The organism is Bradyrhizobium sp. LB8.2 (assembly GCF_040548035.1).
GTDB lineage: Bacteria > Pseudomonadota > Alphaproteobacteria > Rhizobiales > Xanthobacteraceae > Bradyrhizobium.
This window is the reverse complement of record NZ_JBEPQV010000026.1, coordinates 55,967-78,111: the sequence shown is the minus strand read 5'-3', so window position 1 is coordinate 78,111 and position 22,145 is coordinate 55,967. Positions and strand designations below refer to the sequence as shown.

Here is a 22,145-nt window from a genome sequence, read left to right as displayed (position 1 = left end):
GTTTGCCGCCTCCCCAAAGGCTCACGCACATGCACCAGTATCAGGACCTGCTCGAGCGGATTCTTTCAGACGGCGCGGAAAAGACCGACCGGACCGGCACCGGCACGCTGTCGGTGTTCGGCCATCAGATGCGCTTCAACCTGTCCGCCGGCTTTCCGATGCTGACCACCAAGCGCCTGCCGCTGAAGGCGATCGTGCATGAGCTGTTGTGGTTCCTGAAGGGCGACACCAACGTCAAATATCTGCGCGACAACGGCGTCACCATCTGGGACGAGTGGGCGGACGCCAACGGCGATCTCGGACCCGTCTACGGCCATCAATGGCGCTCCTGGCCCGCGCCGGACGGACGCAGCATCGACCAGATCGCCAACGTGATCGACATGATCAAGCGCAATCCGGATTCGCGCCGCCTGATCGTCTCGGCATGGAATCCGGCCGAAGTGGACAAGATGGCGCTGCCGCCGTGCCACTGCCTGTTCCAGTTCTACGTCGCCAACGGCAAGCTGTCGTGCCAGCTCTATCAGCGCTCGGCCGACGTGTTCCTCGGCGTGCCCTTCAACATCGCCTCCTACGCGCTGCTCACCATGATGGTGGCGCAGGTCACGGGCCTGAAGGCCGGCGACTTCGTGCATGCGTTCGGTGACACCCATCTTTATTCCAACCATCTGGAGCAAGCGAAGCTCCAGCTCACACGCGCGCCGCGCGCGCTGCCGGTGATGCGGATCAATCCTGACGTGAAGGATATCTTCTCCTTCCGTTACGAGGACTTTGAGCTGGTCGGCTACGATCCGCATCCGCACATCAAGGCGGCAGTCGCGGTCTGAAGCCGATGTCGCTCAACATCCGCCGTGTGCGTCCCGGCGAAGCCGGGCTCGTTCTCGCTTTCATCCGCGAGCTCGCCGAGTACGAAAAGCTTTCGCACGAGGTCGAAGCGACCGAGGCGATGATCACCGACGCGCTGTTCGGTGAGAGACCGCAACTCCATTGCGCAATCGCCGAGTGGAACGGCGAGCCGGTCGGCTTCGCGGTGTGGTTTGTGAATTTCTCTACGTTCAGCGGCCGCCACGGCATCTATCTCGAAGATTTGTATGTGCGGCCGTCGCATCGGGGCAGGGGCCTCGGCAAGGCGCTGCTCGTGCGCCTTGCCGTGGAATGCGTCGAGAACGGCTGGTCGCGGCTGCAATGGGCGGTGCTCGACTGGAACTCACCCTCGATCGCGTTCTACAAGTCGCTCGGTGCCGTCATGCTGGACGACTGGACGCTGTGCCGCGTCACCGGGCCTGCGCTGACACGGCTTGCCGGGAGTGCGACCTGATGGAGATCGTCTTCGTCGTCGCGATCGCGGAGAACGGCGTCATCGGCGCCGGCAACGCGATCCCGTGGCGATTGAAATCCGACATGGCGCGCTTCAGGGCGCTCACGATCGGCAAGCCCGTGATCATGGGCCGCAAGACCTTCGAATCCCTGCCCCGGCCGCTTCGGGGCCGCACCAACATCGTCATCACGCGCGATGCGGATTATCGCGCCACTGGCGCCATCGTCACGACATCGGCTGCCGATGCAGGCGCCGTCGCGCGCGGCGATGCCCTGCGGCGTTCGGTCGCCGAGATCGCCGTGATCGGTGGCGCCGAAATCTATCGGCAATGGCTCGATCGCGCCGATTGCCTCGAAATCACCGAAGTGCATGCGCGCCCCGAAGGCGACACGTATTTCGACATCGACAAGGCAGACTGGGATGAGGTGGCGCGTGTACGTCATCCTGCCGGACCCGACGACAGCGCCGACTACTCCTATGTGACATATCGTCGGCGGCCGCGCCATTAACCGCTTTCGCCAATGTTTACATTGACTTTTTCGTGCCCGAGCATAGCTCGGAAGACAGCGAGGGCTGCGTTGTAAGGGACCTGCCTGTCCCCTATAAAGCCGGACCGGACAAAGCGGGCTGGGGCAATTTCACCCTGCCGAGGAGAGCGTCGAATGCCGTGGAAGAATCAGGGCGGTGGCCCATGGGGCTCGGGTCCGAAGGGGCCATGGGGCAACGGCCCGCAACCGGTCGGGCCGAGGCCGCCGGATCTGGAAGACCTTCTGCGCCGCGGCCAGGACCGCCTCCAGCAGATCATGCCGGGCGGCTATTTCTCCGGCATCGGCATCACGCTGATCGTGCTGCTCATCGTCGCGTTCTGGCTGCTGTCGGGCTTCTTCCGGGTGCAGTCCGAAGAGCTCGGCGTCGTGCTGCGCTTCGGCAAGCATGTTCGCACCGTGGAGCCCGGCCTGAACTATCATCTGCCCTATCCGATCGAAACCGTGCTGCTGCCGAAGGCACTGCGCGTTTCCACCATCTCCATCGGCATGACGCTGATCGACGATCCGGCGCGGCGCGGCCGTTCCATTCGTGACGTGCCGGAAGAGAGCCTGATGCTGACCGGCGACGAGAACATCGTCGACGTCGATTTCACCGTGCTCTGGCGTATCAAGCCCAACGGCGTCGGCGATTTCCTCTTCAACATCCAGAATCCCGAAGGCACCGTGAAGGCGGTCGCCGAGAGCTCGATGCGCGAGGTGATCGGCCGCTCGCAGATCCAGCCGATCCTGACCGGCGCGCGCAACGTCACCGAACAGGGCGTGCAGGAACTGATCCAGAAGACCCTGGACACCTACGGCGCCGGCATTCAGATCAGCCAAGTGCAGATGCAGAAGGTCGATCCGCCGGCCCAGGTGATCGACGCCTTCCGCGACGTCCAGGCGGCGCGCGCCAATCTCGAGCAGTTGCAAAACGAGGCGCAGACCTACGCCAACCAGGTCGTGCCGCAGGCACGCGGACGTTCGGCGCAGATCATGCAGGCCGCCGAAGGCTACAGGGAGCAGACGGTCGCCGAGGCCAAGGGCCAGAGCTCGCGCTTCCTGAAGGTTTACGATGAATACAAGAAGGCGCCCGACGTGACGCGTGAACGGATTTATCTTGAGACGATGGAGCGCGTGCTCGGCGGCTCGGAGAAGCTCATCTATGACGGCGGCCAGTCGGGCCAGGGCGTCGTGCCCTATCTGCCGCTCAGCGAATTGACGGCCAAGCGGCCGCCTGCAACCGGCCAGCAGACGACCGGAGGCAACCGATGAGGTCTCCAGTTACAGGTATCGTCGCGCTGCTCGGGCTCCTGCTTGTCGTGATCGTGGGCTACATGTCGCTGTTCACGGTAGCGCAGACCGAGCAGACCATCGTGCTGCAGTTCGGCCGGCCCGTCGACGTCGTTACCGCTCCCGGCCTGCATTTCAAGGCGCCGTGGAATTCGGTGATCAACATCGACAAGCGGATCCTCGATCTCGAGAACCCGTCACAGGAAGCGATCGCGTCCGACCAGAAGCGGCTCGTGGTCGATGCTTTCGCGCGCTACCGCATCAAGGACGCGTTGCGGTTCTATCAGAGCATCGGCTCGATCCAGGCCGCCAACATCCAGCTCACCACCCTGCTGAACGCGGCACTGCGCCGCGTGCTCGGCGAGGTCACGTTCATCAACGTGGTGCGCGACGACCGCGAGAAGCTGATGCAGCGCATCCGCGATCAGCTCGATCACGAGGCCGACGGCTACGGCATCCAGGTCGTTGACGTCCGGATCCGCCGCGCCGATTTGCCGGAGCAGAACAGCCAGGCGGTCTATCAGCGCATGAAGACGGAGCGCGAGCGGGAAGCCGCCGAGTTCCGCGCGCAGGGCGGCCAGAAGGCACAGGAGATCCGCTCCAAGGCAGACCGCGAGGCAACCGTGATCGAGGCAGAAGCAAGGTCACAGGCCGAGCAAACGCGCGGCGTCGGCGATGCCGAGCGCAACCGTCTGTTCGCCGAAGCCTACGGCCAGGATGCGGATTTCTTCGCCTTCTACCGCTCGATGTCGGCCTATGAGAACGGGTTGCGGTCGAACGATACCCGCTTCCTCCTGCGCCCGGACTCGGATTTCTTCCGGTTCTTTGGTAACCCGTCCGGCAAGACGGCGACCACGACGCCAGCGAAGCCGTAAGCCAGATGAGGGCGGCCGGTCTGGCCGCCCTTCGTCCGGACAAGAACAGCACAACGGGAGGTTCCAATCCGATGAGGTCCATTGCGTTCGCCGACTTCCTCATCGGCTTGGGCATCCTGTTCGTGCTGGAAGGCTTGATGTTCGCGGCAAGTCCGGCCTGGATGCGCAAGGCCATGAAAAGCGCCATGGCCACTCCGGACAATGTCCTGCGGGCGGTGGGGATTGGTTCGGCCGTGGCCGGCCTGATCCTGATCTGGGTTATGCGACGTCCAATTTAGCCGTCGCGCCAACGCCAAAGTGAAGGCGAGGGACCGGTTTTCGCCGTATTGTCCGGGTCTTGAGGCCCGTTAAGGTCCGCGCTTGCGCCGTCCCCCCGATCAAGCGCAGTCTTGACGCCGAATCCGCATTTCCTGGAGATCACAATGACCGCTGCCATCATTGCCCCGACCCGTTTGCGCTTAGGGCTGGCCGCGCTCGCCGTTGGCGCTTTCAGCGCATTCGGCACACCGGCCTCTGCGCGCGGACCGGACGGCATCGCCGACGTTGCCGAGAAGGTGATCGACGCGGTCGTCAACATCTCGACCTCGCAGACCGTCGACGCCAAAGGTGGCGGCGGCGGCAGCAACGCCATGCCGCAACTGCCGCCCGGCTCGCCCTTCGAGGAGTTCTTCGACGACTTCTTCAAGAATCGCAAGGGTCCCGGCGGCGGCAGCAAGGGCGGCGAGAACAGCCCGGCGCCGCGCAAGACCAACTCGCTCGGCAGCGGCTTCATCATCGACACATCAGGCGTCGTCGTCACCAACAACCACGTCATCGCGGACGCCGACGAGATCAGCGTCATCCTCAACGACGGTACCAAGATCAAGGCCGAGCTGGTCGGCGTCGACAAGAAGACCGACCTTGCCGTGCTGAAGTTCAAGCCGCCGAAGCCGCTGGTGTCGGTGAAGTTCGGCGATTCCGACAAGCTGCGCCTCGGCGACTGGGTCGTCGCGATCGGCAATCCTTTCAGCCTCGGCGGCACCGTGACGGCCGGTATCGTCTCGGCGAAGAACCGCGACATCTCCTCAGGTCCCTACGACAGCTACATTCAGACCGACGCCTCCATCAACCGCGGCAATTCCGGCGGTCCGCTGTTCAACCTCGATGGCGACGTCATCGGCGTCAACACGCTGATCATCTCGCCGTCCGGCGGCTCGATCGGCATCGGCTTCGCCGTACCGTCCAAGACGGTCGCGGGTGTCGTCGACCAGCTCCGTCAGTTCGGCGAATTGCGCCGCGGCTGGCTGGGCGTCCGCATCCAGAGCGTCACCGACGAGATCGCCGAGAGCCTCAACATCAAGCCGCCGCGCGGAGCGCTGGTTGCCGGCGTTGACGACAAGGGCCCGGCCAAACCGGCCGGCATCGAGCCCGGCGACGTCGTCATCAAGTTCGACGGCAAGGACGTCAAGGACCCCAAGGATCTCTCCCGCGTCGTCGCCGACACGGCGGTCGGCAAGGAGGTCGACGTCATCATCATTCGCAAGGGCCAGGAAGAGACCAAGAAGGTCACGCTCGGCCGGTTGCAGGATCCCGACAAGGTACAGGCCGCGGTGAAGACCGATGAGCCCGCGCCTGAAAAGACTGTGACGCAGAAGGCGCTCGGCCTCGATCTCGCGGCGCTGAGCAAGGATCTGCGCACGCGCTACAAGATCAAGGACACCGTCAAGGGCGTAGTCGTCACCAATGTCGACGCCAATTCGGACGCTGCGGAAAAGCGGCTCTCCGCCGGCGATGTCATCGTCGAGGTGGCGCAGGAGGCGGTGTCAAACGGAGCCGACATCCAGAAGCGGGTCGACCAGCTCAAGAAGGACGGCAAGAAGTCGGTGCTGCTGTTGGTGTCGAATGCCGACGGCGAGCTGCGGTTTGTCGCGCTGAGCGTGCAGTAGGAAGAACGGCCTACCACAAACTCACTGTCATGCCGCGGCTTCTCGGTTCCATCCTCGCGGTCTCTGGAACTCTGGATCACCCGGCCCAGTGCGCAATTGCGCACAAGGCGGGCGACAACGGCGGAGAGGACGCTACGCCCCCACGAACTCGTCGCGCCGATACCCCTGCGCATACAGCAGCGCGGTGAGATCGCCGTGATCGATCCGCGCCGCGGCCGCGGCCGCAACCGACGGCTTGGCATGATACGCCACGCCCAGCCCCGCCGCCTGGATCATCGCGAGATCGTTGGCCCCGTCGCCGACGACGACCGAGTCGATGTCGTCGAGATCGAACGACTCCATCAAATCCACCAGCGTCGCGAGCTTTGCAGCGCGCCCCAAGATCGGCTCCTTCACCTCGCCGGTGAACTTGCCGTCGCGGACGACGAGCTCGTTGGCGCGGTTCTCCTGGAAGCCGATCTTGGCAGCGACCGCACGGGTGAACAGCGTGAAGCCACCGGAGACGAGGCAGGCATAGGCGCCGTGGGAGCGCATGGTCGCGACCAGTTCGCGGCCGCCCGGCGTCAGCGTGATGCGCTTGGCCAGCACCTCGTCGACGGCACTGGCGGGGAGGTCCTTGAGCAGCGCAACGCGCTCGCGCAGCGCCGGCTCGAACTCGATCTCGCCGCGCATCGCGCGCTCGGTAATGGCGGCCACGTGGGTCTTCATCCCGACAAGATCGGCGAGTTCGTCGATGCACTCCTGCCCGATCATGGTGGAATCCATGTCGGCGAGAAAAAGCTTCTTGCGCCGGAAGCCGACTGGCTGCACGACGATGTCGATGGGAAGGTCGCCGCGAAGCTCGCGCAACCGCTGTTCGATGGCGTGACGGTCGCCTTCGAGGTTACTGTCGGCGCCGAAGGGGATGTCGACTGCAACCCCGTCGAACAGCCATTGCGCGGGAGCCGCCTGTGGCAGCACGGCGCGGGCGCCGTCGACGATGGTAGAGTCGAGCGCGGGATTATTCGGGTTGCAGATCAGCGTGGCGACGAGGGACATTTGAGGTTTTCGTGAGCGAGGGGCAAGTCGGCAGAAGGCATGTTGGCAAGGCCGTGCTTATCGCAGGCCCGACCGCCAGCGGCAAGTCGGCGCTGGCGCTCGAGCTTGCGCTCAGCACGGGCGGCGTCGTCATCAATGCCGATTCCATGCAGGTCTACCGCGACCTCCGTATCATCACCGCGCGCCCGACACAGGGCGATGAGGCGCGGGTGCCTCATCGCCTGTACGGCCACGTCGATGCGGCCGTCAATTTTTCGGCCGGTGCCTGGGTGAGCGACGCGGCGAAGGCGCTCGAAGAGGCGAAAGCCGAAGGCCGCCAGCCGATCTTCATCGGCGGCACCGGGTTGTATTTCAAGGCGCTGACGGCGGGCCTTTCCGTGGTACCGCCGATCCCTGCCGAGCTACGCGAGGACGTTCGGGCGCGGCTGGAGCGGAACGGCGTCGAGGCGCTGCACGCGGAACTCGCGCGTCGCGATCCGCGGGCGGCCGAGCGATTGAACCTGCGCGACCGCACGCGCATTGCGCGCGCGCTCGAAGTGGTAGAAGCCACCGGCCGTTCGCTACTGGACTGGCACCATGAGGGCCAGCCGCCGCTCTTGCCCAGGGACAGTTTTCGCGCGGTGTTCCTCGCGCCCGAGCGCGACGAGCTCTACGCCCGCATCGACGCCCGCTTCGACGCCATGTTAGAGGCCGGCGCACTGAAGGAGGTTGAGCGTCTCGCCGCCCGAAACCTCGATCCGCTGCTGCCGGCGATGAAGGCTCACGGCGTGCCGGCCCTGATCCGGCATTTGCGCGGTGAGCTCAGCCTGGAGCAAGCGGCCACAATCGGCCGCGCCGACACCCGCCATTACGCCAAGCGGCAGTTCACCTGGTTCCGGCACCAATTGCCGGAGTTCGAGTGGGTCAAGCCGGAGGAGGCAAGGGGCTGGCTCGCGGCGATCGTGAACGCGGCACGGGACTCAGGCTGACGTGCTTTTGTGCCTCGGCTCCCATATTTACCGCTCGCCGAACTCCGGGAACGCCGCTACACTGCCTAAATCGCGCGGGAACGGCCACATTGCCTTGACATCGGGGCGTTGGTCGCTATGTTTTGCGCAACCTTTGGGAAGCTGGGCACTGCCATGCGTAACATTATTACCAAACTTCTTATCGCCGTCGTACCCAGGCACACCGCCGGGGGTGGCTAGCTGCCATCCACATGACAGGCGGTGTGCATGGGGCCCTCTTTGGGGCCTTTTTTATTTCCCGAACCCGACACGAACGAAGCCGCTGACAACAGCGCATCCGGAGCAAGCCAATGAGCGACAAGAGCCACGATCCGAACCAGATGACCGGCGCCGCGATGATCGTCCGCGCGCTCATCGATCATGGCGTGACCGACATTTTCGGCTATCCAGGCGGCGCCGTGCTTCCGATCTACGACGAGATCTTCCAGCAGAGCGAGGTCCAGCACATCCTGGTCCGCCACGAGCAGGGCGCGGGCCACGCCGCCGAAGGCTATGCGCGTTCGACCGGCAAGCCGGGCGTCGCGCTGGTGACCTCCGGCCCCGGCGCCACCAACATGGTGACGCCGCTGACGGATGCGCTGATGGACTCGATCCCGCTGGTCTGCATCTCCGGCCAGGTGCCGACGCATCTGATCGGCAATGACGCATTCCAGGAATGCGACACCGTCGGCATCACGCGCCCCTGCACCAAACACAACTGGCTGGTGCGCGATGTCAACGATCTCGCCAAGGTGCTGCACGAGGCGTTCTACGTTGCGACTACGGGGCGACCGGGCCCGGTGCTCGTCGACGTCCCCAAGGACGTGCAGTTCGCGACCGGCACCTATCATCCGCCGCGCAAGTCCGACGTGCATCGCTCCTACGCGCCGCGCGTGAAGGGCGATGCGACGCAGATTCGCAAGGCCGTGGCGCTGCTCGCCAATGCCAAGCGCCCCGTGATCTACAGCGGCGGCGGCGTCATCAATTCCGGCCCCGAGGCGACCAGGCTGCTGCGCGAGCTGGTCGAGGTCACCGGCTTTCCGATCACCTCCACGCTGATGGGTCTCGGCGCGTATCCCGCGTCGGGCAAGAGCTGGCTCGGCATGCTCGGCATGCACGGCACCTACGAAGCCAACATGACCATGCATGATTGCGACGTCATGCTGTGCGTCGGTGCGCGCTTCGACGACCGCATCACCGGCCGCGTCGATGCGTTCTCGCCGGGGTCGAAGAAGATCCACATCGACATCGACCCGTCCTCGATCAACAAGAACATCCGCGTCGACGTGCCGATCATCGGCGACTGCGGCAACATCCTCGGCGACATCCTCCAGGTGTTCAAGGCGGAGGCGAAGAAGCCCGACGTCAAGGCGTGGTGGCAGCAGATCGCGCAGTGGCGCGCCCGCAACTCGCTCTATTTTAGAAAGAGCAACGACGTCATCCTGCCGCAGCACGCGATCCAGAGCCTGTTCGAGGCGACGCGCGGCAAGGACACCTACATCACCACCGAGGTCGGCCAGCACCAGATGTGGGCCGCGCAGTTCTTCGGTTTCGAGGAGCCGCATCGCTGGATGACCTCGGGCGGTCTCGGCACCATGGGCTACGGCCTGCCGGCCGCGGTCGGCGTGCAGGTGGCCCATCCCGACAGCCTCGTCATCGACATCGCGGGCGATGCCTCGGTGCAGATGACGATGCAGGAGATGTCGACGGCGGTGCAGTACGAGTTGCCGATCAAGATCTTCATCCTGAACAACCAGTACATGGGCATGGTGCGGCAGTGGCAGCAGCTGCTCCACGGCAACCGGCTGTCGCATTCCTACTCGGAGGCGCTGCCGGATTTCGTCAAGCTCGCGGAGGCCTATGGCGGCGTCGGCTTCCAAGTGCACAAGCCCGGCGATCTCGACGGCGCCATCCAGGAGATGATCTCGGTCAAGCGCCCGGTGCTGTTCGACTGCCGCGTCGCGGCGCTGGAAAACTGCTTCCCGATGATTCCCTCCGGCAAGGCGCATAACGAGATGCTGTTGCCGGAGCAGGCCAACGACGAAGCCACCGCAAAGGCGTTCGCCGGCGGCAAGGCGCTGGTGTGAGCGCGATGTTCGACCTGAAGGAGCTCGAACGCGCACATGCGATCGTGGGGCAGGCGGTGCCGGCGACGCCGGCGTACGCCTGGCCGCTGCTCGCCGAGCGGCTCGGCACACAGGTCGTGGTCAAGCATGAGAACCACACGCCGATCGGCGCCTTCAAGGTGCGCGGCGGGCTGGTCTATCTCGAACGTCTGAAGCGCGAGCGGCCGAACATTCCGGGCATCATCTCGGCGACGCGCGGCAACCACGGCCAGAGCCTCGCGTTCGCGGCAAGCCGTCACGGCGTGCCTGCGGTGATTTACGTGCCGCGCGGCAATTCGGTCGAGAAGAACCGCGCGATGCAGATGTTTGGCGCCGAGCTCGTCGAACATGGCGAGGACTTTCAAGCTGCGCGTGAGGAGGCCGGCCGCCGTGCGCAGTTCGCCGGATTACACATGGTGCCGTCGTTCCATACGGACCTTGTTCTGGGTGTGGCGACCTATGCGCTCGAACTGTTCAGGACTGCACCGGATCTCGACATCCTCTATGTGCCGATCGGGCAGGGCTCGGGCATCTGCGGCTGCATCATGGCGCGAGATTTGCTGGGCTTGAAGACCGAGATCGTTGGCGTGCAATCGACGGAGGCGCCGTCCTACGCGTTGTCGTTTGCGGCAGGCCACGTCGTGACGACCGAGACCAGCAACACGCTCGCGGACGGCATGGCGACGCGGATTCCCGATCCGGAAGCGCTCGCCATCATCCGCAAGGGCGCTTCACATATCGTAGAGGTCACCGACGACGAGGTCGCCGCCGCGATCCGCGCCTACTGGACCGACACGCACAATCTCGCCGAAGGCGCCGGCGCCGCCGCGCTCGCCGCGGCACTTCAGGAAAAGACGAAACTGTCGGGCAAGCGCGTCGGACTCGTGCTGTCCGGCGGCAATATCGATTTCGATCTGTTCCGCGATTGGGTCGGGACGGATGCGCCGGTCGCCCTTCGGGCGACGGCGTAACGACGAGAATAGAGGGGACGACAATGAACCAACCCGCATCCGCCTATTTCATCGAGGAGCGCCACGATCCGAACGAGACGCACACGCTCTCGGTGCTCGTGCAGAATGAGCCCGGCGTGCTCGCGCGCGTCATCGGCCTGTTCTCGGGGCGCGGCTACAACATCGAGAGCCTCACCGTCTCGGAGACCGAGAGCCAGAAGCATCTCTCGCGCATCACCATCGTCACCACCGGCACGCCGATGGTGATCGAGCAGATCAAGCATCAGCTCGATCGCATGATCCCCGTCTATCGCGTCGTCGACATGACGCTGACGAAACGCTCGATCGAGCGCGAGCTGGCGATGGTGAAGGTGCGAGGGCAGGGCGAGCATCGCGTCGAGGCGCTGCGGCTGGCGGATGCGTTCCGCGCCCGCGTGATCGACGCCACCACCGAGAGCTTTGTGTTCGAGATCACAGGCAATACCGACAAGATCAATCAGTTTATCGACCTGATGCGTCCGCTTGGCCTCGTCGAAGTGTCGCGCACCGGCGTTGCCGCGATCGGCCGCGGGCCCGAAGGGATGTGAACCATGCTGGCGCGCGACTGGTACTATAACGAGCGGAACCGGATGGGCATCGGGCCCGCCGTGGCCTCGATCTACGACAGCCACGACGACGCCGATCTGCGAGCGCGCGCCGCGCTGAAAATGCTCGGGGTCCAACGCGGCTGGCGCATCGCCGACATCGGATGTGGCAACGGCGTGCTCGCGACCGAGGCGGCGCTGTTGGGTGCCGAGGTCGACGCCATCGACATCTCGCCCGCGATGCTGGCGCTCGCCGAGATCTACGCACGCGACCGCAAGGCCCCCGTGCGCACACAGTCTGCCGGCCTGCTCAGCTTTGCCTACCGGCCGGAATCCTATGACCTGATCGTCAGCGAGTTCACGCTGCACCATCTGCCGGATTTCTGGAAGGCGGTGGCGATGTCGCGGATCTATCGCGCGCTCAAGCCCGGTGCGACCTTCTATTTGCGCGACATCGTCTACGCCTCGATGCCCGATACCGTCGAGCGCGACGTCGAGCAATGGGCCGACTTTGAGATCAAGAACCACGATGTCTCGCGTGACAGCGTCGTCACCCACATGCGCGACGAATATTCCACCTTTGGCTGGGTCATGGAGCGGATGCTGACCGATGTCGGCTTCACGGTGGTCTCGGCCGATTACCACGCCCCGATGCACGGCACTTATCTGCTGCGGAAACCCAATTCTTCCACGTAAAGGCCGGCGAGCAAGACTAGACGACAACAACAGGGCTGCACGACAAGGCAGAACCGGGAACAACAATGAAGCCGGCCGACATCCTCATCGCCATCCTGGTGGCGATCATCTGGGGGCTTGCCTTCGTGGCGAGCCGGATTGCGCTCGACGAATTTTCGCCGGAGCTTATGACGGCGATGCGCTTCACGATTGCCGCGGTGCCGTGCCTGTTCATTCGCAAGCCGAAGATTGCCTGGTCGCTCCTGATCGCCATCAGCTTCACGCTCTTTCTCGGCCAGTTTCTGAGCCAGGCCTACGGCATCGCCCATGGCGTGCCGGTGGGGTTGACCAGCGTCGTCGTGCAGAGCCAGGCACTGTTCACGATCGGCCTTGCCGCGATCGCATTCGGCGAGCGGCCGACGCCGGCGCAGACGCTGGGCATCGTCATCGCAGCCGTCGGTCTCCTGATGATCTGCGGCACCGTTGGTTATGATTTCAGCGTCGGTGCCTTCGCCGTGCTGATGATCGCACCGGTCAGTTTTGCGATCGGCAATATCCTGTTACGCGGTGCTCGCGGCGTGCCGATGTTCGATCTGTTCGCCTGGTTGTGCCTCGCCACCGCGATGCCGCTGTTCGCGCTCACGCTGGTGGTCAACGGACCGGCGCCGACCTGGCAGTCGCTGATCCACATGTCGCTCACCGGCCTCATTTGCCTGCTGGTGATCGGCGCCATCTCCACCAGCATCGCCTATTGGCTGTGGGGCCGGTTGCTGCGTGATTATCCCGCGGCGCAAGTGGTACCGTTCGCGCTTCTGGTGCCGTTCGTCGGCTCGGCCGCGTCGAGCATCGTGTTCGGCGAGAAGTTCGGCCCGTTGCGGCTTGCCGGCATGCTGACCGTGGTCGGTGGCATCGCGGTGATGGTGCTGGCGCGGCGCCCGCAGGCGCTGGCCAAGGTCGCGTGAGGTGAACATGTCTCAGTCGCTGCTCTACGCCTTCATCATCTTTGCCCTCGTGATGTTCTTCACGCCGGGGCCGAACAACATCATGCTGCTGTCGTCGGGACTGACCTACGGCTTCCGTCGCACCATCCCGCACATCGCCGGCATCACCATCGGCTTTGCCTTCATGGTCGGTGCAGTCGGCCTCGGTCTCGGCACGGTATTCCTGGCCTATCCCATTCTTCAGACCATCCTGAAATATGCCGGCGCCGCTTATCTGATTTACCTGGCCGCGGTCATCGCCTTCTCCGGCGCGGTCAAGCCGGGCGAAGGGAGCGCCCGCGGTCCGATGACCTTCTGGGGCGCCGCCATGTTCCAGTGGATCAATGCCAAGGGCTGGGTGATCGTGATCGGCACCATCACCGCCTATGCGGCCATCGCCCAATTCCCGCTCAACATCGCGATCCAGACCCTGATCAGTCTGCTCGTGGGCACGGTCTCGACCGTGGTCTGGGCCTTTTTCGGCACGGCATTGCGGCCGGTCCTGACCTCCGAGCGGCTGGTCCGCGCCTTCAATATCCTGATGGCGATCCTGCTGCTGACGTCTCTCTACCCCGTTTTCATGGATGCATGATGTCGCGGATTTCCATGCAGAATCGGGTTTCCCAGTGGGCTGAAAATGCTCTAGACAGCCTCCGAAATCCGCAAATTTCAGCGTCCAAGACCTGAATGACAAGACCTGACTGACGAGATCTGACCAACGGCCGATTCCGGCCCCTGAATGAGGAAACGACCATGCGTGTTTATTACGATCGCGACGCCGACCTGAACCTGATCAAGGGCAAGAAGGTCGTCATCGTCGGCTACGGCAGCCAGGGCCACGCCCATGCGCTCAACCTGAAGGACTCCGGCGTCAAGGAAGTGACGATTGCGCTCCGTAAGGATTCGGCCTCGGCCAAGAAGGCGGAAGCCGCCGGCTTCAAGGTGATGGAAGTCGCCGAGGCCGCCAAATGGGCCGACCTCGTCATGATGCTGACCCCGGACGAGCTCCAGGGCGACATCTATCGCGAGCACCTGCACGACAACATGAAGAAGGGCGCCGCCCTCGTGTTTGCGCACGGTCTCAACGTCCACTTCAATCTGCTCGATCCGCGCGCCGATCTCGACGTGCTGATGATCGCGCCCAAGGGCCCCGGCCACACCGTGCGCTCGGAGTATCAGCGCGGCGGCGGCGTGCCCTGCTTGATCGCGATCGCCAAGGACGTCTCGGGTAACGCCCACGACCTCGGCCTGTCCTACGCCTCCGCCGTCGGCGGCGGGCGCGCCGGCATCATCGAGACCACCTTCAAGGAAGAGTGCGAGACCGACCTGTTCGGCGAGCAGGTCGTGCTCTGCGGCGGCCTGGTCGAGCTGATCAAGGGCGGCTACGAGACGCTGGTCGAGGCCGGCTACGCGCCGGAGATGGCCTATTTCGAGTGCCTGCACGAGGTGAAGCTGATCGTCGACCTGATCTATGAGGGCGGCATCGCCAACATGAACTACTCGATCTCCAACACCGCGGAGTATGGCGAGTACGTCACCGGCCCGCGCATCGTCACCGCCGAGACCAAGGCCGAGATGAAGCGCGTTCTCGCCGACATCCAGGGCGGCAAGTTCGCCCGCGACTGGATGCTCGAGAACAAGGTCAACCAGACCTCGTTCAAGGCGACCCGCGCCAAGCTCGCCGAGCACCCGATCGAGGAAGTCGGCGCCAAGCTGCGCGACATGATGCCCTGGATCAAGAAGGGCGCGCTGGTCGACAAGTCGAAGAACTAAGTCGCCGTCGTCCCGACGCGGCGTATTGGTTGCGCCGCGTCGGGATACGGAAACGAAAACACAAGCTTCGCCCGCCAAACCAATTCTTAAATGTTCGCGACTATATCTGAGCGGGATCGCATACAGCGGTCTCGCTCTTTTCGTCTCGCGCGAAGCATTGCTGCTTCATTCAAATTCTTCGCGAGCTGAAGTACTCCCTGAGCGCGAAGAACTGACGCTTAAACCACATTCTTGGTCTCGCGCGGTTTTTCAGAATGTTTCAGAAGCTAGCGATCACTGAAAGACCAGCGTCTTCAAGGGCAAGGATTCGGCTCTTCATCCGCATTTTCAAGGCGCAATCAACCTCGCGCCGCGACGTTCGCGCGCCGCTTCATCCTAAGAACTGACACCTGCGGCGCCCCCTTGAGCGTTGGCGGCATTGCGCACTGACGCCTTTGTCCTACATGATCGCGGCAACTGATGGGGGAAAGACCATGCGATCCGTCGTCGTCACCGGCGCGTCCACCGGCATTGGCTGGGCCACTGCAAAATTGCTGATCGGGCGCGGCTATCGCGTCTTCGGCAGCGTCCGCAAGCAGGGCGACGCCGACCGGCTCAAGGGTGAGTTTGGCGCGAACTTCACCCCGCTGCTGTTCGATGTCACCGATGAGGCTGCCGTGCTGGCCGCCGCACGAGAAGTACGCGAGGTGCTGGGCGGCGAGACGCTGGCCGGTCTGGTCAACAATGCCGGTGTCGCGGTCGCCGGTCCCGTGCTCGAACTGTCGGTCGACGACTTCCGCCGGCAGATGGACATCAACGTGATCGGCCCTGTGATCGCGACGCAGGCTTTCGGGCCGCTGCTCGGTGCCGACCTGTCGCTGAAGGGGCCGAAGGGACGGATCGTGATGATCAGCTCGGTCGCGGGCAAGAACGGCAATCCGCTGTCGGCGCCCTACTGTACCTCCAAGCACGCCATCGAGGGGCTATCGGAAAGCCTGCGCCGCGAGCTGATGCTGTTCGGCATCGACGTCATCATCGTCGCCCCCGGCGCGGTCAAGACGCCGATCTGGAGCAAGGCCGAGCAGATCGATCTCTCCGTCTACCAGAACTCGCCTTATCTGCCGGCGCTGAACAAGGTCAAGGCGTTCATGATGAAGCTCGGCGAGACGGGGCTGCCGGCCGAGCGGATCGCCGAGGTCGTTTTCGAGGCGCTCACGACTGAGAGACCCAAGGTTCGCTACCAGATCACGCCGGACTGGATGCGACATTTGATGACGGCCACGCTGCCCAAGCGCGTGGTCGACCGCATCATCGCCAAGCGTCTCGGGCTGCTTCCACAGGGCTGACCGACGTTCAGTTCGCCTCGGCCGTTCGTCCGCGCGGCCGAGCGGCCATCGCGACCAGGCGCAGCGTCATCACGGCGATCAGCGGAATGAGAAACGCGGCATAGAGCGGCATCGCCGGCACGCGCTTGCCGAACGACACCACGAACTGGAACCAGAGATAGTATCCGCCCGTAAGGTGCAGCGCGCGCCAGGCGTGCGGCCCGAGCAGCGCGGCGGTGCGGTCGAACGAAGTCGCGCTCATGGCGATGATGGCGGCATAGCCGATGCCGCCGAAGATGTAGGAGGCCGCCGAGGTGGCCTCGGCAAAGCTTGCCGGATCCATCCTGGCGAACGCGACGATCGCAACCGCGTGGATGGCGTGGGAGGTGGCGAAGCTCAGGCCCAGATAGCGCCGGTTGCGCCACTGCCAGCGCGTCCAGGCGCTGGGCCACAGCCGTGCCAGTGCCGCGGCACTGAAGGCAAGGCAGAACAGCAGGAGCGAGCTTCTTGCCGTGAAACGGATCACCATCCGCGCGCCCTCGACCTCGAACTGCCGCATCGAGGCAATCCACAGGCTGAGTGCGATCAGGCTCAATGCGAGGACGGCAAGCAGCCGCCAGCCTTCAAACCAGTTTTGGCGTTGTGACATGCGATTTGCTCCATATGTAATCACCGATTACATATGGCTTGGCTGCGCGGTCAATGGTGTAATCGCTGCTTACATTCACGTTCGGGTGATGCTAGGAAGCTCCATGCCTGCCCGACAGCCGGCCAAGCCGCGCGCTCGCCGTAACACCTCTGAAGTCCGGCCCTATCACCACGGCGATCTCCGCCGCGTGTTGATCGACGCTGCGCTGCAATTGGCGGCGGAGGGGGCCGAAATCTCGGTGCGCGAGGCCGCACGCCGGGCCGCGGTTTCGCCGGGCGCGCCGTTCCGGCACTTCCCCAACCGCGACGCGCTCATGTCAGCGGTGGCTGAGGAGGCGCAGCGGCGCTTCCGTGCCGAGATCGAGGTGGCGCTTGACCAGGCACCGGCCGCCGACCCGTTCGGCCGCTTCCGCGCCTTCGGCCTCGCCTACGTGCGCTGGGCGAGGCGCAATCCCGCGCATTTCGAGATCATCTCCACCGGGCGCTATTTCGCCCATGGCAGCTCGGCGGAGCTGACGCGCGACAATGCCGAATTGATCGCGCTGACCGAGGGAATACTGATTGAGGCGGCAAAGCAGGGCCTGCTGCGGTCGGCCGACCTCAAGCGCATCCAGATCGCCGGCCGCGCCCTGGTCTATGGTTTTGCCAGGATGAATCTCGACGGCCACCTTCCGCGCTGGGGCGTGGAGGAGGGCGAGATCGAGCGGATGGCGGAAGGGGTCATCGACCTGTTCATCGCCGGGATTGCCAAACCCCAGCGCGCCTGCCGGCCCTCAGAGTGAGGAGATAGAGTTGGCCGTGCGGCGCTTCGCCGCTCACTGACAATAAGCAAAGCTCGGATCGCCGCGCGCGTTGCTTGTCCTTGACCGTTCCGTTACAGTTTTGTGACACGGTGCAGGCTTCCGGCTGCGTCGGACGCCTTCGCGATTTTTCAAACGCGAGACGCTTGGCATCACCCGCCGGACTAAAGTTTAGCGTGTCGTCGATGCCGCCCGCGCCCAATCCAGGTCCTTCTGCCGCGGCCGCCGTGCTGGCGAGTGTCGCCGCGCTCGGCATCTGGCGGCTGCTCGCGGTTGCGGCGCCCCATCTTGCCGCGCTCGCACTGATGTACGAGACCGAGACGGATTTCGGCGCGCGGCTCTCCTTCGTGCTGGCCTGGAGCATCCTCAACTTCTTCTGGATCGCGCTGCTGCGGCGGCCGGCGCTGTCGGGTGCGTTGTCGCTGACCATGGTCGTGGTGCTGGTGCTGCTGTCACGGCTGAAGCACGATGTCGTACAGATGACGGTCAACTTCATCGACCTGATGATGATCGACCGCGACACGGTGGCGTTCCTGTTCACGATCTTCCCGAATTTGCGCTGGTCGGTGGTCCTGGCGGGTCTCGTCACGCTGCCGCTGATGTATGCGCTGTGGTGGCTCGATCCGTTCCGCATTCGCAGGCTGCCGGCGCTCGCCTCCATGCTCGGCTGCCTCGCCGCGCTGGTCGGCTATTCGCTCTATCATCCGGACGAGGCCTGGCGCGGCTATTACGACGACGGCTATCTCTCGAAATTCTTCCGCTCCGGCGTCAGCGCGGTCTCCGACTTCGCGCAATACGGCTTCATGGAGTCGGCTGCTTCGACCAACGAACGGCTCAACATGCCACTGGTCGATGCGTGCCATCCCGCGGGCCGCCGGCCGAACATCATCATGGTCCATGATGAATCGAGCTTCGACATCCGCGCCGCGCAGGGCATCAAGGTGCCGCAAGGCTATGGCCGTCACTTCAAATCCTGGGACGGCAAGGAGCGCACATTTCTGGCCGAGAGCAATGGCGGGCCGAGCTGGTTCACCGAATACAACGTGCTTGCGGGCCTTTCCTCGCGCTCGTTCGGCCGCTTCGCCTATTTCGTGACGCGCATCGCGACAGGCCGTGTCGAGCGCGGCCTGCCGCTGGCGCTGCGCCGCTGCGGCTACGACACGATGTCGCTCTATCCTGCCTATGGCGGCTTCATGGCCGCGCGCAGCTTTCAGTTGACGACCGGCGTCGAACGATTCTTCGACTCCAAGGATCTCGGCGCCAAGGATGTCGAGCCGGATAGCTTCTTCTACGACAACGCGCTCCGGCTGATGGGTGAGCGGACGCCGAACAAGCCGCTGTTCACCTTCATCTACCTCGGTGCCAATCATTTCCCCTGGGAGACGCGCTTCCGCCCCGATCTGCTGCCGAACTGGCGCGCGCCGGGCAATATGCCGTCGATCGACGAATATCTGCGCCGGCAGGCGATGAGCGCCGAGCAGTACAAGGCTTTCCTCGCGGGCCTGAAGAAAAATTACCCCGGCGAGCCCTTCCTGATCGTGCGCTACGGCGATCACCAGCCGGAATTCGCGCCTGGTATCCTCGAGCCCGGGCTCGACGAAGGTGCTCTCGGCAAGAAGCTCGACGCCTACGACCCACGTCTCTACGCGACCTATTACGCGATCGACGCCGTCAATTTCGAGCCGGTGAAGAGCGAGGCCGTGATGGACACGGTCGACGGCCCGTATCTGCCGCTGGTCATCCAGGAAGCCGCCGGCATCCCGCTCGATCCGTCTTTCGCCGAGCAGAAGGAGATCATGCTCCGCTGCAAGGGGATCTTCTACGGCTGCAAGGACGGCGCCGAAGCGCGCCGGCTGAACCGGCTGCTGATCGATGCGGGGATGATCCGGGGACTGTAGTCTTCGTCACCGTCATCCTGAGAGCTTGTGAAGCTTTCGGGATGACGGGACATACGGCAAAACCTACTTCCCCACCTTCTCCCACAGCCACTTCGCCACCGCATCCGGCGACGAATTCGCGTCATTGCCGGCGGCGCGCAAATTGGCTTCCCGCATGGTCGCGATGTCGATCTTGCCGAGCAGCGGCTTCAGCGCGGCCTGCAGCCGCTCGTCGCCGGCGCGCTTCGGGGCCAGCAGCAGGATCGCATCGTAGGGCGGGATCGCGTGCCGGGGATCGTCGAGCGCAACGAGATCGTATTTTGCGATCAGCCCGTCGCTCGTGTAACCCGCGATGACATCGACCTCGCCGCTGGCGACGGCCGCATACATGAAGTCCGGCTGCATCTGGCGCTGGGCGCGGAACGAGAGGCCATAGGTCTTTTGCAGCGCCGCCCATTCGGGCCGCGAGAAAAATTCATAATCGCCGGCGATCGACAGGGACGACGCATGCGCGGCGAGATCGGCGATGGTGCGGATGCCAAGTGCCTCGGCGCGCTTCTTCGGGATCACCAGCGCATAGGCATTCTCGAAACCGAGCTCGCCGAGCAGCGTGATGTTGTCCTTCGCGAGCGTTGTTTTCAGCTCCGCCAACAGTTCCGCACGCGGCTTGATGTCCGTGCGATGAAGCTGATTGGCCCAGAGCGTGCCGGAATAATCGACATAGAGATCAATATCGCCGGCTTTCAACGCCTCGAATATCACGCTTGAGCCGAGGCCGGATCGTGAGACGGCGGAAAGACCGGCCGCCTGAAGCCGGTCCCTCATCAACGCCGATAGCACGTATTGCTCGGCGAACGTCTTGGCACCGACGACATAGCTCTGCGACGAGCGCCCCATCGTCGGTACCAATGTTGCGACGACCAGTGCCGCGATCCCGGCCGCGCCAAGCGCTGTACGCGCGCGGCTGCGCCGGCGCAGGCCGCTCTCGATCAGACCGAGCAGTTGATCGACTGCGAGCGCCAGCAGCGCCGAAGCAAAGCAGCCGAACAGAACGAACACCCAGTTCTGGGTCTGGAGCCCGGCAAAAATGTAATTGCCGAGGCTGGTCTGCCCGATCGGGGTCGACAGCGTCGCGGTGCCGATCACCCAAACTGCGGCGGTACGGATGCCCGCCATCATCACCGGAAGGGCCAGCGGCAGTTCGACCATCACCAGCGACTGCCGTGCGGTCATGCCGACGCCCTTCGCGGCCTCGATCAGCGCGGGATCGATGCCGTTGAGGCCGGTGATGCCATTGCGCAGTACCGGCAGCATCGAATAGAGCGCGAGCGCCAGCATCGCCGGCAGGAAGCCAAACGCCGAGAATGAGACGCCGAACCAGGCCAGCGTCACGGAGGCCGTAAGCAGCAGTAGCGGATAGAACAGCGCGAGCAGTGCCAGCCCCGGCACCGTCTGCACGATGCTGGCGAGCGCGAGCAGGACAGCGCGCGGGGTGGGGCGGTTGCGCGTCAGGATCGCCAGCGGCAGGCTGACGATCAGGCCGAGCGCGAGCGCGGCCAAACTCACCCGCACATGGTTGCCGAGATAGTCGGGCAAATGCGCCAGCGCCTCGCCCCAGCGCGGATCAGACAACAGGCTCATGCCGCACCGCTCTGTGGCAGCAGCGCGTTCAGCCGTTCGACCTGGCGTCGCGGCGTCCGCAGCAGCTCCAGCACGTAGGCGTCACTGGTTTTCGAGAGCTCCACTGGCGTGCCCTGCGCGAGCAGCTTTCCGCTGCGCATCACCGCGATGCGGTCGGCGAGCAAAATCGCTTCCGTCATATCGTGGGTGATCATCACGGTGGTCAGGCCGAGCCTGCGGTGCAGCTCACGAAAATCGTCGCCGAGCGCATCGCGGGTGAGAGGATCGAGCGCGCCGAAGGGCTCGTCCATCAGTACGATGCGGGGCCGTGCTGCAAGCGCCCGCGCCACGCCGACCCGCTGACGCTGGCCGCCCGAAAGCGCGTCCGGCAGCCGGTCGCGATGCGCGGCCCGATCGAGCTGCACGAGTTCGAGCAACTCATCAACTCGCGTTGCGATATCTCCCGCCGGCACGCCGAGCAGCTTCGGCGTGATCCCGATATTGTCGGCGACGCTCAGATGCGGGAACAGCCCGCCGCTCTGGAAGACGTAGCCGATGCGGCGCCGAAGCGCGACCGGATCGGCGGATTGCACGTCGTCGCCCTCGACCGTGATCGTGCCCCCATCCGCCTCGATCAGGCGGTTGGCGAGCCGCAGCAGCGTCGTCTTGCCCGAACCCGAGCCGCCGACGACGGCCACAAACTCGCCTTCGGCGATGTCGAGTGACACATCGTCCACGGCCTTGAGCGCGCCGAAGCTCTTGGTGACATGGGCATAGCGAATCATCGGCATGGACGGCATCGGGCGGGGGCTCACTGCGCTGACCCACCCGGGAGGGAGGGGATGACGAGGTCTATGCGTACCACGCTTGGCG

At 64.4% G+C, this 22,145-nt stretch carries 22 protein-coding genes; 18 read left to right on the top strand and 4 right to left on the bottom strand.

The window, feature by feature from the left end; translation table 11 throughout:
- Positions 1–29 precede the first annotated feature (29 nt).
- The 7 genes from ABIB06_RS27320 to ABIB06_RS27290 all read left to right on the top strand — a co-directional run bounded on the left by ABIB06_RS27320 (position 30) and on the right by ABIB06_RS27290 (position 5,932).
- Positions 30–824, top strand: a complete 795-nt coding sequence (locus tag ABIB06_RS27320; protein WP_354051022.1) for a thymidylate synthase — start codon at positions 30–32, stop codon at positions 822–824.
- Positions 825–829: 5 nt separating this feature from the next.
- Complete coding sequence (locus tag ABIB06_RS27315) at positions 830–1,315, top strand: GNAT family N-acetyltransferase (protein ID WP_354051024.1); 486 nt, start codon at positions 830–832, stop codon at positions 1,313–1,315.
- Positions 1,315–1,824: a dihydrofolate reductase gene (locus ABIB06_RS27310; RefSeq protein ID WP_354051025.1), complete on the top strand. Its 510-nt coding sequence runs from the start codon at positions 1,315–1,317 to the stop codon at positions 1,822–1,824. Before ABIB06_RS27315 ends, ABIB06_RS27310 begins: the two co-directional genes overlap by 1 nt.
- Positions 1,825–1,977: 153 nt before the next feature.
- A complete protein-coding gene (hflK, locus tag ABIB06_RS27305; RefSeq protein ID WP_247347558.1) occupies positions 1,978–3,114 on the top strand; it encodes an FtsH protease activity modulator HflK in 1,137 nt (378 codons plus the stop codon).
- Positions 3,111–4,007, top strand: coding sequence for a protease modulator HflC (hflC, locus tag ABIB06_RS27300; protein WP_247347556.1), 897 nt, complete (start codon positions 3,111–3,113; stop codon positions 4,005–4,007). The genes hflK and hflC overlap by 4 nt, the downstream gene beginning before the upstream one ends.
- Before the next feature lie 71 nt (positions 4,008–4,078).
- Positions 4,079–4,285: a DUF2065 domain-containing protein gene (locus ABIB06_RS27295; RefSeq protein ID WP_211384594.1), complete on the top strand. Its 207-nt coding sequence runs from the start codon at positions 4,079–4,081 to the stop codon at positions 4,283–4,285.
- A gap of 144 nt (positions 4,286–4,429) precedes the next feature.
- Complete coding sequence (locus ABIB06_RS27290; RefSeq protein ID WP_354051028.1) at positions 4,430–5,932, top strand: Do family serine endopeptidase; 1,503 nt, start codon at positions 4,430–4,432, stop codon at positions 5,930–5,932.
- Between the two features lie 132 nt (positions 5,933–6,064).
- Here the strand turns inward: ABIB06_RS27290 and serB are convergent, their stop codons facing one another.
- Positions 6,065–6,970 (bottom strand): phosphoserine phosphatase SerB, encoded by a 906-nt coding sequence (serB, locus tag ABIB06_RS27285; RefSeq protein WP_354051030.1) that lies wholly within the window; start codon positions 6,968–6,970, stop codon positions 6,065–6,067.
- A gap of 11 nt (positions 6,971–6,981) precedes the next feature.
- Here serB and miaA point away from each other — a divergent pair, with 11 nt between their 5' ends.
- From miaA to ABIB06_RS27240, 9 genes are all read left to right on the top strand, one after another.
- A complete protein-coding gene (gene miaA / locus ABIB06_RS27280) occupies positions 6,982–7,938 on the top strand; it encodes a tRNA (adenosine(37)-N6)-dimethylallyltransferase MiaA (protein WP_354051032.1) in 957 nt (318 codons plus the stop codon).
- Between the two features lie 329 nt (positions 7,939–8,267).
- Entirely contained in the window at positions 8,268–10,043 is a 1,776-nt protein-coding gene (locus ABIB06_RS27275) for an acetolactate synthase 3 large subunit (RefSeq protein WP_247341341.1), read from the top strand.
- A gap of 5 nt (positions 10,044–10,048) precedes the next feature.
- Entirely contained in the window at positions 10,049–11,032 is a 984-nt protein-coding gene (locus ABIB06_RS27270) for a threonine dehydratase (RefSeq protein WP_354051034.1), read from the top strand.
- A gap of 23 nt (positions 11,033–11,055) precedes the next feature.
- Positions 11,056–11,598 (top strand): acetolactate synthase small subunit, encoded by a 543-nt coding sequence (gene ilvN, locus ABIB06_RS27265; protein WP_007613340.1) that lies wholly within the window; start codon positions 11,056–11,058, stop codon positions 11,596–11,598.
- A gap of 3 nt (positions 11,599–11,601) precedes the next feature.
- Positions 11,602–12,291: a class I SAM-dependent methyltransferase gene (locus ABIB06_RS27260; RefSeq protein WP_354051037.1), complete on the top strand. Its 690-nt coding sequence runs from the start codon at positions 11,602–11,604 to the stop codon at positions 12,289–12,291.
- A gap of 65 nt (positions 12,292–12,356) precedes the next feature.
- Positions 12,357–13,232 (top strand): EamA family transporter, encoded by an 876-nt coding sequence (locus tag ABIB06_RS27255; RefSeq protein ID WP_354051039.1) that lies wholly within the window; start codon positions 12,357–12,359, stop codon positions 13,230–13,232.
- A 7-nt stretch (positions 13,233–13,239) separates the two neighbouring features.
- Entirely contained in the window at positions 13,240–13,842 is a 603-nt protein-coding gene (locus ABIB06_RS27250; protein ID WP_247341349.1) for a LysE family translocator, read from the top strand.
- A 161-nt stretch (positions 13,843–14,003) separates the two neighbouring features.
- Positions 14,004–15,023, top strand: coding sequence for a ketol-acid reductoisomerase (gene ilvC / locus ABIB06_RS27245; protein WP_247341352.1), 1,020 nt, complete (start codon positions 14,004–14,006; stop codon positions 15,021–15,023).
- Between the two features lie 473 nt (positions 15,024–15,496).
- Complete coding sequence (locus ABIB06_RS27240; protein WP_354051041.1) at positions 15,497–16,348, top strand: SDR family oxidoreductase; 852 nt, start codon at positions 15,497–15,499, stop codon at positions 16,346–16,348.
- Positions 16,349–16,355: 7 nt separating this feature from the next.
- Here ABIB06_RS27240 and ABIB06_RS27235 read toward each other — a convergent pair whose 3' ends face one another.
- The gene (locus ABIB06_RS27235) at positions 16,356–16,976 is read right to left on the bottom strand and encodes a hypothetical protein (RefSeq protein WP_354051043.1); all 621 of its coding nucleotides are present in this window, start codon (positions 16,974–16,976) and stop codon (positions 16,356–16,358) included.
- Between the two features lie 187 nt (positions 16,977–17,163).
- On the opposite strand from ABIB06_RS27235, the gene ABIB06_RS27230 reads away from it, so the two are divergent.
- Entirely contained in the window at positions 17,164–17,757 is a 594-nt protein-coding gene (locus tag ABIB06_RS27230) for a TetR/AcrR family transcriptional regulator (RefSeq protein WP_354051044.1), read from the top strand.
- Positions 17,758–17,960: 203 nt separating this feature from the next.
- Entirely contained in the window at positions 17,961–19,673 is a 1,713-nt protein-coding gene (locus ABIB06_RS27225; RefSeq protein WP_354051046.1) for a sulfatase-like hydrolase/transferase, read from the top strand.
- Positions 19,674–19,736: 63 nt separating this feature from the next.
- On the opposite strand, the gene ABIB06_RS27220 is transcribed toward ABIB06_RS27225, so the two are convergent.
- Both ABIB06_RS27220 and ABIB06_RS27215 read right to left on the bottom strand, forming a co-directional pair.
- Positions 19,737–21,293 (bottom strand): glycine betaine ABC transporter substrate-binding protein, encoded by a 1,557-nt coding sequence (locus tag ABIB06_RS27220; protein ID WP_247442352.1) that lies wholly within the window; start codon positions 21,291–21,293, stop codon positions 19,737–19,739.
- Positions 21,290–22,072 (bottom strand): ATP-binding cassette domain-containing protein, encoded by a 783-nt coding sequence (locus ABIB06_RS27215; RefSeq protein WP_247442349.1) that lies wholly within the window; start codon positions 22,070–22,072, stop codon positions 21,290–21,292. Before ABIB06_RS27215 ends, ABIB06_RS27220 begins: the two co-directional genes overlap by 4 nt.
- Between the last annotated feature and the right edge of the window lie 73 nt (positions 22,073–22,145).